This window comes from Neolewinella antarctica (assembly GCF_011927835.1).
Taxonomy (GTDB): domain Bacteria; phylum Bacteroidota; class Bacteroidia; order Chitinophagales; family Saprospiraceae; genus Neolewinella; species Neolewinella antarctica.
This window is the reverse complement of sequence record NZ_JAATJH010000006.1, coordinates 133,683-146,985: the sequence shown is the minus strand read 5'-3', so window position 1 is coordinate 146,985 and position 13,303 is coordinate 133,683. Positions and strand designations below refer to the sequence as shown.

Below are 13,303 nucleotides of genomic sequence, written 5' to 3'. Positions count from 1 at the left end.
GCAATGCAACTCTGAAAAAACTGATTTGGTTCTTCGGTGGAGCCCAGACGGGAACTCAATTCCCACCAGCCAAAACCTCGTGCAGCTTCTCAACGGCCAGGTCAACCTCTTCCAGCTCCGTGTACAGGGGTGCGGGTGCCAGGCGAAGAACACCGCCCTGACTGCCCCGCAAATTATCCTCCCGGTAGTCCACCACCAGACCGACGGCGGAAAGCCGTTGCTCCAGATCGGGACGGTGGCCGGGTAAGTAGATGGATAGCTGACAACCGCGCGCATCGGGGTCGGCGGACGTAAGAATTTGTGCGCCGGGCAACTCCCGGGCTCTTTCGTACAGCCTTGCCGTGAGGTCGTAACTACGCAGGCGCAACGCTTCCATGCCACCCGCTTCCGCGAAGAGGGGTACGGAGGCTAGCAACGGAGCTAAGCCCAGCACGGGCACCGTAGAGATTTCCCACCCGGCCGCGCCGCGTTCGGGGCGAAATTCCCTGCGCATCTGGAACCGGTCCGACTGCCGGTGGCCCCACCAACCAGCGAACCTCGGTAAGGTCTCGTCCTCGGCGTGCCGCTCGTGCACGAACAGTCCGCCCGGAGCCCCCGGCCCACCGTTTAGGTATTTGTAACTACACCAAACCGCGAAGTCGACTCCCCAGTCGTGTAGCGTCAGGGGAACGTTGCCCACCGCGTGGGCTAAATCCACACCAACCCTTGCACCCGCGTCCGCGCCCGCCTTTGCAATCTCCGCAATCGGGAAAAACTGGCCGGTGTAGTAATGAACGCCGCTGAAGAGTACAAGAGCGAGCTCGTCACCCGCCTCGTGGATGGCGGTAATGATGTCCTCCCGCTCGATCAACCACTCCCCCGCCCGTGGGCCGACTTCGATTAGGCATTCCTCTGGGTCCAACCCGTGGAATTTCAACTGGCTGATGATTGCGTGCTGATCGCTCGGAAACGCACCGGCCTCCATGATAATCTTACGCCGTCTACCCGCCGGGCGGAAGAAAGATACCATCAACAGGTGCAGGTTTACCGTCAGCGCGTTCGCGACCGTGACCTCTTCCGGCCGGGCACCAACGATCGCGGCCAGGGGTTCCCGCATCCGTTTGGCGTAGCCGAGCCAGCCTCCGCCCGGCCCTTCCCACCAGCCCTCCACGGCACGGTCGCGCCAGGATTGAAGCTCCGTTTCCAACTGATCGGCCGCCGCTCGGGGTTGTGGGCCGAGGCTGTTACCGCAGAGGTAAATCTTGTCTTTGGGTAGGTGGAATTTTTGGCGGAGCATTTTGGTCTGGGGGCTTTTGGTCTTTGGTCTAAAGTCTTTAGTCTGCGGTCTTTCCTCTATATTCTTTAGTCTTTGGTCGGCGGTCACGTCCTTAACAAGCCTTCCGCCGCCAGCCGGCCGCTGCGCATGGCGGCGTCGAGGGAGCCGTTGAGTTGGTGGTCGCCGGCGAGAAAGGTACGATTGACGATGCGGGAATGGGTGGCGTCGTACCGAAACGAAACGGGGTTCAGGATGGGTAGCGCGCGCTTTACCTCGTAGTGTTTGAGAAAACGTAGGCTGTCGTTCGGTAGCCGCGAGTGGCGCAAAAGGTCCTGCTCCGCCTGCCCGATTTGGCCCTCCCGCTCGAGCGGATTGCGCAGCGTAACGGAGATGAGGGAGCCCCCCTGGCCGTCCAACTTGTAGGTAGGCGCGACCTCGTCCAGCACCGTGAACGTGTTGATGAGGCTGGTTGGGTCGCTCACCAGGTTGATGAGTCGGTTCTCTTTGAGCCGACGCGAACTGTAAAAATAGAGGTTGGAGGTAGTTTTCCACGCTAATGAGTCACCAGCCAGTTGGGGAAGTATTTTGTCGGGTGGGCAGGCGATGATGATGCCGCCCGGTGCTTCGAACGATAAGCCGCCCGCCAGGACAACCCGGTTATCTTCAACCCGCTCCACCTGCGTGTTCAACCGAATATCCGTTGCCGCTAGCTTCCCGGCCAGTTGCTTGGCGACCGCCTCGATCCCTTCGGCCGGGAGCAGCGCGTCCCCCTCCCCGAACATTTTGAAGATGAACCGGAACATGGCCGCCGGCGTGGCCAACTCCGTCTCCAAGAAAATACCGCCGAAAAAAGGCCGGAAGAACCGCTCGACAATCTGCTCGCTGAAGCCCAGCGACCAGAGATAGTCAATTGTCTTTGTCTCCGTGTATTTCTCCTTGAAGCAATCTTCAACCGACTTACGCCGTAGGTTCAGCCCCAGCCGCCCCAGCTTGAGTTTATCCGCCAACGTCCCGACGGGCGAAAGCGCCGAGCGAATAATTTGCGCCGGCTCGCGCAGCGGGTCGGCGAACCTGAAGTGTTGCTGCCGCGTGTGAATGTGACCACCGGGGCGGAATGCTTTTGCGCCCAAAGCACCTAAATCTAGGTATCGTTTCACTTCCGGGTAACCGGAAAGCAGCACCTGAAACCCGTGGTCCAGCCGAAAGCCCTCCACTACGTCCGTGCGCAAACGCCCGCCCACCCGGTCGCCCGCTTCGAGGAGGATCGGGCTGTACCCGGCTTGCTCCAATTCGTAGGCAGCAATGAGGCCGGCCACGCCGGCGCCGATAATGATGGTCTGGGGTTTCGCCAAAAGAAGGGGTGTTTCGGGGGGTTAGAAACAAGCTCGTCGTTGTTAAACCGGGCTCAGTCTTAAAGTTGCGGTTAAGGGACGCCGATTCAAAATCAGCACGCCAGCAGTTCTTCCCGCACTTCGCCGTAAGCGATGAAGGAAGGGTTACGCAGCACTTCTTTGTTGTACCGTAGTTCCTTGCCGGTGCCGTCGTCCACCATTTTTCCGTTCGCTTCCAGCAGGATGGCGTGGGCCGCCGCCGTGTCCCACTCCATCGTCGGGGCGAGGCGGGGGTACACGTGGGCGTTGCCGCGGGCTAGTTCGATGATCTTGAGGGAACTGCCGCGCTGCACGAGTTCCGGGCGGTCGAAGCGGGCGATAAAGTCCTGGGTTTCCTGGTTCAGGTGGCTCCGGCTAGCGACGACCTTTAAGTTTACGTCCTGTAAAGTGTAAGTAGCGGCCGCAATGCGCTTGGGCTCGGCGCCACGTTTACTGACTTCGAACGCCCCCTTTCCGGGAGCGGAGTAGAAGAGCTCGTCGGTCACCGGCGTGAAAACAACGCCGAGCACCGGCCGGCCGCTTTCGATCAGGGCAATGTTGACGGTAAAGTCACCATTGCGTTTGATGAATTCTTTCGTGCCGTCCAGCGGGTCCACCAGCCAGAAACGGGTAAGTTGGCTCCGGGTAGCGTAGCTCATTTCTTCCTTCGTGCCTTCTTCGGAGACGATCGGCGCCTGAAATTCGAGCGCCTTCAACCCCGCTTCGATCACGTCATTAGCCGCCTTGTCGGCTTTCGTGAGCGGACTGTCGTCAGATTTCATCTCTACGCCAAAATCTTCGGTTTCGTAGATTCTAAGGATCTCCGCGCCTGCTTTGCGGGCTATTTCACCGACGGTGCGGGCTAGTTCTAGGTAATTAGTCATTTTAAGTGGTTTTGGTCTGTGGTCTTTAGTCTTACTTCTTTACTCTTTCTTCCCCTTCAAAGTAAACTAGCTAACACCGCCTGGGCCGCCCATGTGCGGTTATTCGCCTGTTGAAGGACAAGTGACCGGTCGCCATCGAGCACGCCGTCGCTGACAACGACGTTGCGGCGGACGGGTAGGCAGTGCATAAAGTAAGCATTATTGGTGAGCGTCATTTTCTCCTCGTCGATCATCCAGTCACCAAAATTCGTGGTCGTTGCGCCGTATTCATCGTAGGCGGACCAGTTCTTAGCGTAGATAAAATCAGCGCCCGCAAAAGCTGCTCGCTGGTCGTGCGTGACGATGTTTTTGGGCGCGAACGCGGGTGCCAGGTTAAATCCGGGAGGGTTAGCAACGATGAGGTCCACCTCCCCCCAGGCCCGCATCCATTCGGCGAAGCTGTTCGAGACGCACTGTGGCAAGCGGCGGGGGTGCGGCGCCCAGGTGAGCACGACTTTCGGCCGGGCGACGGTCCGGTGCTCGGCAATCGTGAGGCAGTCGGTTAGGCTCTGTAGCGGGTGCCGGGTGGCGGACTCGAGACTGACGACCGGGACGGTAGCGTACTTAACGAACGATTTCATGACCCGGTCTTCGTAGTCCGCCGCCCGGTCTTCAAGGGAAGGAAAAGAACGGACGCAGAGCACGTCGCAGTACTGACTTAAAACCCCGGCGGCTTCCCGGACGTGCTCGGCCGTATTACCGTTCATCACGGAGCCATCCGCAAACTCGATGCCCCAGCCGCCACTGGCGTCGTAGGTGATCACGTCCGCCCCGAGTTGGCGGGCGGCTTTTTCGGTACTCATCCGGGTGCGGAGGGAGGAGTTGAAGAACAGGTTGATGACCATTTTCTGCCGGCCGGGCTGCTGGCCGAAGGGGTCGGCTTTGAACGCTTTGGCGCTGTTGATCAGGGCGTTGATGTCGGGGGCGTCGTTGGCGGAGAGGAATTGGGTCATGATTCTATAATTTTTCTCTGCCGAATTAGTAGATCCTGGCTGATGACGGTCATGTGTCCGGTCACATCAATAGCGCTGGTTAACAATAGATCGTGAAGTATCCTACCTGGCATTGAGGGGGTGTAATCTACAAGCCGAAAGTACACGACACCCGGTGGCGTCAATCCGTACCGGTAGATCAACTCCCCAAAATCGCTATCGAATGTTAGAATAATTCGCTGCTCCTTGATGGCTATTTGAACTACTTCTGGGTCACTAACACCTGCTGATTCGCGGGCGATAGATCTGATGTCGTAACCTAAATGAAGTAGAAGTCGAAAACTCGATGCTGGTAAATTTTCATCAGCTAATAGTAAAGGCATCATGCAGCCTGGCCATTAGGAGGCATATGAAATGAAGTGTCTTTAAGGAGATAAAGCGTGTAAGCAAACACCGCCTGGAGGCCATCTTTTGAAAGCGTCGGATAATTTTCTAAAATCTCCTGTTCCGACCAGCCGTTTGCCAGCCGCCCAATGATAAATTCAACTGAAAGTCTGGTTCCCTTTATGACAGGTTTTCCCACCAGTATTTCCGGATCCGTGTGGATATGATTTTGCCAATTCATAGTTCGAGTAGTTTTGATTCTTAACGCCGGGTATTTTATCCAAGTTAACCCCGCTAGAGCGTTTGGTCGACTTAATCTACGTTGAAACCAGCTAGTTTTATCCCTCCCCCACCCAAAGCAATTCTGCTGTGGCCTCTTTACAGAACCACAATCTAAACTCCCACCGGAGCCAAAGCCGCTACAAACGCCGCAATCAAGTCATCACACTGTGCTCTCGTCACGTTCAGCGGCGGGAGAAGACGGATGGTATTGGGGTCTTTGGAAGAACCCGTAAACACGTCATGGTCGAACAATAATTTCTTACGTAACGGCGCAATCGGCCGGTCCATCTGCAAACCGATCATGAGCCCGTAGCCGCGGACTTCCGTGAAAAAGCCGGTGGCCGTCATCCGCTCCGTGAGGTAATGCCCCATTTCGGTGGCGTTGACCAGTAAGTCCTCCCGTTCGATTACGTCCAGCACCGCGATGCCCGCCGCGCAGGCCAGGTGGCTACCGCCGTAGGTCGTTCCCAGCATCCCCGCCTTCGCTTCGAAACTCGGGTGAATCAGTACGCCACCGATCGGAAAGCCATTGCCCATGCCCTTCGCCATGGCGATGATGTCCGGCTTAACGCTGGAATACTGGAAGGCGAAGAACTTGCCCGTCCGCCCGTAGCCGGACTGCACCTCGTCTAGGATCAACACCGCGCCGTTGTCGTGGCAGAGGTCCGGGAGCGCTTCCAGAAATGCGGGCTCCGGCACGTAAATACCATGCACGCCCTGGATGCCTTCGATGATGAGTGCGGCGACGTCGCCCTTTTCCAGTTCGGTGCGCACTGCGTCGAGATCGTTGAGGGGCAGAAAAGTAACCGGAAAGTTTTTGTTGATCGGCGCCTTGATCTTCTCGTTGTCCGTCACGTTGACGGCGGCGGAAGTGCGGCCGTGGAAGGCGCCCTTGATGGCCAAGATGCGGTTGCGGTCAGTGTGGAAGCTAGCCAGTTTGAGGGCATTTTCGGTGGCTTCCGCTCCGGAGCTGACGAGAAAAAGTTCGTAGTCGTCGAGCCCGCTGAGCTTACCCAATTTATCCGCAAGTTCCTGCTGCAAAGGATTTTTGACGCTATTGCTGTAGAAACCGATTTTGGACACCTGCTCCTGCACCATTCGCACGTAATGCGGGTGCGCGTGGCCGATCGACATTACGGCGTGGCCACCGTAGAAATCCAGGACTTGCTTGCCGTTCGCGTCGGACACGTAGGCGCCTTCGCCTTTGACGGGCTCGAAATCGTAGAGGGAGTAGACGTTGAATAGGTTCATGGGTTATGTTTTCTACCACACAGGTCACAAAGAGCACACAGATAGAGATGACAGGGTTTCCGTGATGGGAGCTGTGTTCTTTGTGTCCTCTGTGCTCTTTGTGGTTAAAAATAAGACGCTTTAAGGCCAAGCCCCGCCCACTCCTCCAGCCCCAGAGCCAAATTCATGTTTTGCACCGCCTGCCCGGAAGCGCCCTTCAGCAGATTATCGATCATCGACACGACCAGCGCCTTATCCCCGTGTTTTTCGACGTGGACGACGCCCTTGTTGGTATTGACGACCTGTTTCAGGTCCGGATTCTTTTCCGTCACGTGCGTAAAGGCGGCGTCGACGTAGAACTCTCGAAAGATCCGGTCAAGTTCCTCCTGGGTAGCCTCCGTTTTCACGTAAGTACTCACGAAAATACCCCGGGCGAAGGGGCCGCGGTGGGGCAAGAAATTCAGCCCGTCGGTCGTCGGCCGGCCGAGTTGGGTGACCGTGCGGCCGATCTCGTGGAGGTGCTGGTGGGTGAAGGCTTTGTAGATACTCACGTTGTTGTTGCGCCAACTGAAGTGGGTAGTGGCCGTCGGGTGCTGGCCGGCGCCGGTACTACCCGTCATGCCGTTGATGTGTACTTCCCCATCGGCGAGTCCGGCCTTTACGAGTGGGAGTAAACCCAGCTGGATGGCCGTCGCGAAACAGCCCGGATTGGCCACCCGCTTTGCATCCCGCGTCCGCGCCCGATTAACCTCCGGCAAACCGTACACCCAATCTTCTGACATCCGATGATCGGTACTTAAATCCACCACTAAAGTATCCGCCGAAGGCTTATTTTCCTTCATCCAGGTAGCCGAACGGCCGTGACCCGTGCAGAGGAAAAGCACGTCCGCGTGGCCCGCGTCGGCGGAAAAACGGAGGTCCGTCTCTCCGAGTAGGTCCGCGTGGGTGGCGTAAACTGGTTTGCCGGCCTGGCTCTTGCTCCGCACGAAAGCCAGCTCCACGCCCGGGTGGTGCACGAGCAACCGCAGCAGTTCACCCGCCACGTAACCACCACCGCCGATTATGCCAACTGACTTCACGCGTCCTTATTTACGGCGTTCCGAATCCGCCCGGGGACGCTGAGGATCTTCGTGAAGCCGCGCACGTCCTGACCGGACCAGCCTTCGTTCTTCTCCCCATAAGCCCCGAAACCGGCACCGAGCAGGTCGTTGGGCGACGTGATGCCGTTGAGTTGGTAGCGGTACGGATGCAGCGTCACGTGAACGGAACCGTTGACGGTGCCCTGCGAAGATTCCAGAAAAGCCTCCACGTCCCGCATGACGGGGTCGAGAAACTGCCCTTCGTGGAGCATCATTCCGTACCAGTTGGACAGCTGCTCCTTCCAGAACAATTGCCATTTTCCGAGGGTGTGTTTCTCCAGCAAATGGTGCCCCTTGATGATCAGCACCGCGGCCGCCGCGGCAAAACCTACCCGACCCTTAATGCCGATAATGGTGTCACCGACGTGAATATCCCGACCGATCCCGAAGGGCGCGGCGATGGCTTCGAGCGCCGCGATGGCCGCTACGGGCGAGTCAAATTTCTGGTCGTCGAAGCCAACGAATTGGCCTTCCTCGAAGCACAGATCGATGTCCCGCGCTTCCGTTTCCGTAACGGGGACGGGCCACGCGTCTTCCGGCAATGATTTATTACTCGTCAGCGTCTCCGCACCGCCCACGGACGTGCCCCAGAGGCCGGCGTTGATGCTGTAAATACCCTTCTTTTCCGGCCAGACCAGCCCGTGTTTGGCGAGGTAATCCACTTCTTCCTGGCGGCTGAGTTGCATGTCGCGGATCGGGGTGATGATTTCGAGCTCCTTACCACTCAACTCGAAGGCCAGGTCGAAACGCACTTGATCGTTTCCGGCACCGGTAGAACCGTGGGCTACTCCGTCGGCATCGATCTCTACGGCATATTTTGCCACGCTCATGGCCTGAAACATCCGCTCCGCACTCACGCTCATTGGGTAAGTCTGGTAGCGCAGCGCGTTTCCGTACACGAGAAAGCGCAGGCATTCTTGGTAGTACGCCTCGGTGACGTCCACCCGTTTATAGCTCGCCGCACCCAAAAACTTGGCGCGCTCTTCCATTTCCGTGACTTCCTCGTCGGAAAAGCCACCCGTATCCACGCTCAGCGCGTGGACTTCGTAGCCCTTTTCTTCGGTCAGGTATTTAATGCAGTAGCTGGTATCAAGGCCACCACTGTAGGCGAGTACTATCTTCTTCATATTACTTATTTCTGTGTTTATCTGCTTCGTCAGCAAAGGCCATCATATGTTTTACATCACACGGAGTTACGCCCCTACCGCCTACAAGCCTACCGCCTAATTTTCTTCTCAATCTTATCCCGCTTCTTCTCCAGTTTCTCCAACTTCTTCCGCTTCACCTCCTCCGCACTCGGTGCCATCATGGCCGTGCAGAGGCACATCTGGCGTTCGTTGCGCGTCAGGATATCGAAATTGGGGCAGGTCTTACATCCTTCCCAGAAAGCGTCGTCCTGCGTCAGTTCGGAAAACGTTACCGGCCGGTAGCCGAGGTCGCTGTTGATCTTCATGACCGGCAGACTGGTTGTAATGCCGAAGATCTTCGCGCTGGGGTATTTCTTCCGGGAAAGCTTAAACACGGCCGCTTTGATCTTACGGGCCAGCCCGAGGCGGCGGTATTCCGGATTGACGATCAGCCCCGAGTTCGCTACGTATTCGCCGTGCCCCCAGGTCTCGATGTAACTGAAGCCACCAATTTTGCCATCGATGAGGGCGATAATGGCCTTGCCGGCCGTCATTTTCTCCTCCACGTACGCGGGCTTCCGCTTAGCAATGCCCGTGCCGCGTGCCTTGGCGGATTCTTCAATTAAGTCGCAAATAGCTTGTGCGTAGACCGTGTGCTCGGGTTGAGCCACAATTATCTGAATATCCATAGGAGAAAAAGGGAGCCGGAGCTAGCAACGGCGGGAAAGAGATGTAGGTATCGGCACTGCCCGTTCGGCGGCCCGTCACTGGGCACTACCGCGGGCGCTTCCGGGCTCGGGGGCGGGAAGCGATCTAGGTCCTCGTCCGTCGTCGGAGGAGAATGCTACGGCACGATACTGGCTGCGTCATGCCGTAAAGGTAAGGGCTACTTCGCTTAGTTCGCAGTACAAAAGAGGCTTTTGCGCGGTCGCGGGTGCGGGGTGAATTAGGCTAGCGACCGTAAAATAGCCAGCCCCCTCCCGGCGAGTGTGGAAGGGGGCTGGCTTTTATTTTTCCCGGTCAGGAACCCCTCTCGGGCTACTGGGAAAAAGGACGGCGTTCAGCCTTACTGCTTAACGATCTGCTTGGAGTACACCTTCCCGTTGATGACCAATTGCAGGGTATAAATTCCGGTTGGTACGTCCGCCAAGTTCATCTGGTTGGTGGCACCAGCAAGGACGCGCGTTGCGAGGATGCGGCCCGTCTGGTCAGCCAGCGTAGCGCGGAAAGACTGTACGTCGGCTTCGTCGTTTTGGATCGTGACGATGTCGGCCGTGGGGTTCGGGAAAAAGCTGATGCTCAGTCCGCTTTCCTCCACCCGCTCGCCGGTGCTGACGGACAGTGCGTCACCTTCTACGGCACCGATGTCCGGGTTTCCGTCACGTGAAGTGCCAAAGATGTCAGTTGCGGGAACGAGTGCGTTCTGAACGCCACCGTTGACGAGCGGATTACCGGCACCATTGTCGTCACCTAAGTTGAGGCCGAAGTCGAATACTTCTTCCTCCAAGTCGTCATCGAGGTCGGTGAACAAAGGGGCGATATCATCCAGGTCTTCCAGGTCATCATTTAAAACATCTTCCGCGGAAAGCATGATGTCCGGATGGTTTTCACTGTTGAAGTAATTGCCTCCCAGTAAGTTAACGTCCAACAATCCTATCGGCTGTAGGTCGGGCCGGTTTGGCAAATTTGGGTCAACTTCAATCCCTAGTTGCTCACCGCGGGTACGTGGATCCCGTACTAGGAAGATATTATTCAGCACATTGATCGTCATGGAATTCCCCTCGTTCAGGCTCGTTTCGCCTGTCTGAAAAAATGCGATGTGCTCGCCCCTGGCGTCGGCTGAACTACCGTGCCGATTGTCCCAAAATGTATTGTGGACTACGTTAGCCGTTAGTTGAACCGTTCCAACCCGATTAAATGCATTGGTAGTCAAAGTGAAATCGGGAGAATTACCGTTGAAAATGACGGCTCCACCGCCTCCGGGGCCACTGACGTTGTTGTTAGCAAAAATGTTGTTCGTCAAGTCAAACACCGCCCGCTGCGTAGAGATGACCCCACCTTGCTGCACGGCTCCATTGAGTTCAAAGATCGAGTTGGAAATTACCCCCTCGAAGGGTGCGTAGTCAATACTTACGACGCCATTCACCGTATCCCGTAACTGGAAATTACGGTAGAATATCGCCCCGCCTTCTCCGCCGACCCTATTCCCACTGAAAGTACAGTCGTCAATAGTCGCTTTCAGACCATCAAGAAAGTAAACGGCTGCGCCGTTGGCCGTTCCGGTTGCACTGTTATTTTCAAACTTGGAATTCGTGATGGTCACCGGCACGGCGGTGGTGTTGCCCCCGCTAACAAAAATGGCGGAGCCACCAGAAATAATTTGCGGTAGCCGAGTGACTACGTTTCCGCGGAACGTGCAGTCGTCTACGATGAGGCCCGGGCTCGATTCGTTAAACCGAGCGTGGATTGCCGCTCCCGCCCGGACGTCTAAGTTTTCGCCACTACCGTTATTCTCAAACGTAGCGCCGCGCAGGGTGAGTTGACTGGAGCCATTAACGAAAAAAGTACCTAGGTTACCCGGGTGATTCTCGTAGGTTCCGCCGTTCACGTTAACGACGCTGCCCACCCCCAGGGTGGTGTTGAAACTTCCGCGGGCAAGATCATCCCCCCCCGCGTCTTCAGCGGCGTTATTATTATCGGCGGTGACGTTGTTGAACGTGACTTCACATTCGGTGCCTTCGACAAACACGGCACCACCGTACGCGTCGCCGGTACTCGTGTTGTTGGTAAATTCCGTACCGTCGAATTTAATTCTGAGCCGACTAGCGGGGTCCGCCACCGCGGCGACTGCACCACCAATCCCTACTCCGGAATTATCAGAAAATTCACCCCCGTCAACCGTAATATTAACGCTGGCAGCTTCGGTAGTAACGGAGTATAGTGCGCCTCCAGCCCCTCCGCTGGAGGAACCGGTGAAGTTGCTATTGTTCATATCTAAAGAATAGGCGCGGGTACGTTGGCCCCTGACGTCATAGTACATAGCCCCACCCAGATTACCGCCACTTACACAGTCGTTCAGGGATACGTTGTTGAACGTCAGGTTAGCATCGATACAGAAAAATGCACCACCAACGGCATCAGCGGCGGGCGCGGTGCACTTATTGAATGAGCAGTTCGAGAACACGAAATCATTTTCGTCGAGCACTTCGCCTGTGGCTGCATCACGGCCGATAATAAAAATAGCACCGCCGTCGCTGGTCAGGTCATCGAACGTACTGTTGGTTATCTCTACGTCATCGGTGACAAAAAGTACCATTCCACTGCCGAGTTCGGCGGTTGTGACGTCAGAGAAAGAACATTTGTCCATGCTTAAGCCAAACACATTCACGGCGACAAATAATCCAGTAGGGTCGGTGACGGCACCTGACCCGGAGAAGTTTACACCGTTAAAAGTAAGGTTACCGGTGCTTCGTACGTAAAAAGCCCCCCCGTCAAAGCGACTCTCGGCGTTAGGGTTGGCGGTAAAGTTTCCGCTAACCGTGATGCCACTAAACGCAGACCCGGCGGTGTTGACACCGATCAGGCACAATGCAGAGCCCGTAGAAGCACGGTTGCCCGTAAAACGCACCCGCGACAGGGCCAACCGAGCCGTTGAATAAATACCGCCTCCCGTACTACTGAAGTCGTTAACGTCCGACACGTTAGCCGTTCGCCCACCATTGGCTACGGTGAGGCCATCCATCGTTACGATAAAAGTGCTGGTAGAATTGGTATCGCTAATAAAAAATACGCGGTTGTTATCTGAATAAGAAGTTCTACTGTACGCTCCAACCACGTCGTTACCGGCCACGTCACCACTAAGGGTGGTTACGTTAGCGGTGGGGTTAGCGGCGTCAGCGGATGTTTCGTTCCCAGCAAAGCCACCGAGTATCGTCATCCCCTTATCAATGATGAAAGGCCCAGCACTCGGGGTGGTGTAGAGACCACCGGCAATCCAGACGGTCGAACCCGCCACCCCGTTGTCAAAGGCAGCACCGGGGTTGGTGTAGGCGTCAGCCCAGGAGGTTCCGTTATTAGCGCCGTTCGCGTCGCCGTCAACGTAAATGATGTCCTGAGCGGATGCCCCTGCGGTGGCGAGCAGTAAACAAGCAAAGAGTAGTAATCGCTTCATAAATAGTTGGTTTTGTGGGGATTCGAAGAGCCGATGTATGACCTCCGCCACCTACCCAGGCGGTAGAGCGTAGGGGGAAGCGAGCCAAGTCAAAATTTTCGGTTCTGAAAGAAACGTAAAATAGCTGGCGAATCACACGGTAACGGCGATTGTCAAGGCAGTAAACCGCCAAATGTAAATTCAGTGACAAGGCCCGCAAAGATAATTGAACCGTATTAAGCAGTTATCGGACAGACTTTTAGTAAACTCACCTATGCGCAACGGAGTACGTGATTGCTCACCTCACCCTTTCCGTGGCTCAGAGCGGTAGCTCTCCCTACGGCATCATTTCCACGGTAGTCGAGAGTTCCCGGTGGGTAGCCATAAGAAAGCCCCTGACTCAGAAGAATCAGGGGCTTAATACTTAGGAAGTGTAGACCCACAAGGACTCGAACCTTGAATGACAGTACCAAAAACTGTTGTGTTGCCAATTACACCATGGGTCTGTAAC

Annotated in this window: 11 protein-coding genes and 1 tRNA gene; all 12 read right to left on the bottom strand. The window is 56.3% G+C overall.

Going from position 1 to position 13,303, the window contains the following annotated elements; genetic code table 11:
* Positions 1-55: 55 nt before the first annotated feature.
* The 12 genes from kynU to GGR27_RS16265 all read right to left on the bottom strand — a co-directional run bounded on the left by kynU (position 56) and on the right by GGR27_RS16265 (position 13,298).
* On the bottom strand, positions 56-1,276 hold the full coding sequence (gene kynU, locus GGR27_RS16320; protein WP_168039275.1) for a kynureninase: 1,221 nt from the start codon (positions 1,274-1,276) through the stop codon (positions 56-58).
* Between the two features lie 83 nt (positions 1,277-1,359).
* Positions 1,360-2,607, bottom strand: coding sequence for an NAD(P)/FAD-dependent oxidoreductase (locus GGR27_RS16315; RefSeq protein WP_168039273.1), 1,248 nt, complete (start codon positions 2,605-2,607; stop codon positions 1,360-1,362).
* Positions 2,608-2,699: 92 nt separating this feature from the next.
* Entirely contained in the window at positions 2,700-3,509 is an 810-nt protein-coding gene (cysQ, locus tag GGR27_RS16310; RefSeq protein WP_168039271.1) for a 3'(2'),5'-bisphosphate nucleotidase CysQ, read from the bottom strand.
* A gap of 56 nt (positions 3,510-3,565) precedes the next feature.
* A complete protein-coding gene (locus tag GGR27_RS16305) occupies positions 3,566-4,501 on the bottom strand; it encodes an N-acetylornithine carbamoyltransferase (RefSeq protein WP_168039269.1) in 936 nt (311 codons plus the stop codon).
* The gene (locus tag GGR27_RS20645; RefSeq protein WP_406603643.1) at positions 4,498-4,863 is read right to left on the bottom strand and encodes a DUF5615 family PIN-like protein; all 366 of its coding nucleotides are present in this window, start codon (positions 4,861-4,863) and stop codon (positions 4,498-4,500) included. Before GGR27_RS20645 ends, GGR27_RS16305 begins: the two co-directional genes overlap by 4 nt.
* Positions 4,863-5,105 carry a DUF433 domain-containing protein gene (locus GGR27_RS16295; RefSeq protein WP_168039265.1) on the bottom strand — a complete coding sequence of 81 codons (243 nt, stop codon included), beginning with the start codon at positions 5,103-5,105 and terminating at the stop codon, positions 4,863-4,865. The genes GGR27_RS20645 and GGR27_RS16295 overlap by 1 nt, the downstream gene beginning before the upstream one ends.
* Positions 5,106-5,257: 152 nt before the next feature.
* Entirely contained in the window at positions 5,258-6,397 is a 1,140-nt protein-coding gene (locus tag GGR27_RS16290; protein ID WP_168039263.1) for an aspartate aminotransferase family protein, read from the bottom strand.
* A 104-nt stretch (positions 6,398-6,501) separates the two neighbouring features.
* Positions 6,502-7,455, bottom strand: a complete 954-nt coding sequence (gene argC, locus GGR27_RS16285) for an N-acetyl-gamma-glutamyl-phosphate reductase (RefSeq protein WP_168039261.1) — start codon at positions 7,453-7,455, stop codon at positions 6,502-6,504.
* On the bottom strand, positions 7,452-8,642 hold the full coding sequence (locus GGR27_RS16280; protein WP_168039259.1) for an argininosuccinate synthase: 1,191 nt from the start codon (positions 8,640-8,642) through the stop codon (positions 7,452-7,454). The genes argC and GGR27_RS16280 overlap by 4 nt, the downstream gene beginning before the upstream one ends.
* A gap of 89 nt (positions 8,643-8,731) precedes the next feature.
* Positions 8,732-9,331 carry a GNAT family N-acetyltransferase gene (locus tag GGR27_RS16275; protein WP_168039257.1) on the bottom strand — a complete coding sequence of 200 codons (600 nt, stop codon included), beginning with the start codon at positions 9,329-9,331 and terminating at the stop codon, positions 8,732-8,734.
* A gap of 377 nt (positions 9,332-9,708) precedes the next feature.
* Positions 9,709-12,813 (bottom strand): T9SS type A sorting domain-containing protein, encoded by a 3,105-nt coding sequence (locus GGR27_RS16270; protein WP_168039255.1) that lies wholly within the window; start codon positions 12,811-12,813, stop codon positions 9,709-9,711.
* A gap of 413 nt (positions 12,814-13,226) precedes the next feature.
* Positions 13,227-13,298, bottom strand: a tRNA-Gln gene (locus tag GGR27_RS16265).
* Positions 13,299-13,303: the final 5 nt, after the last annotated feature.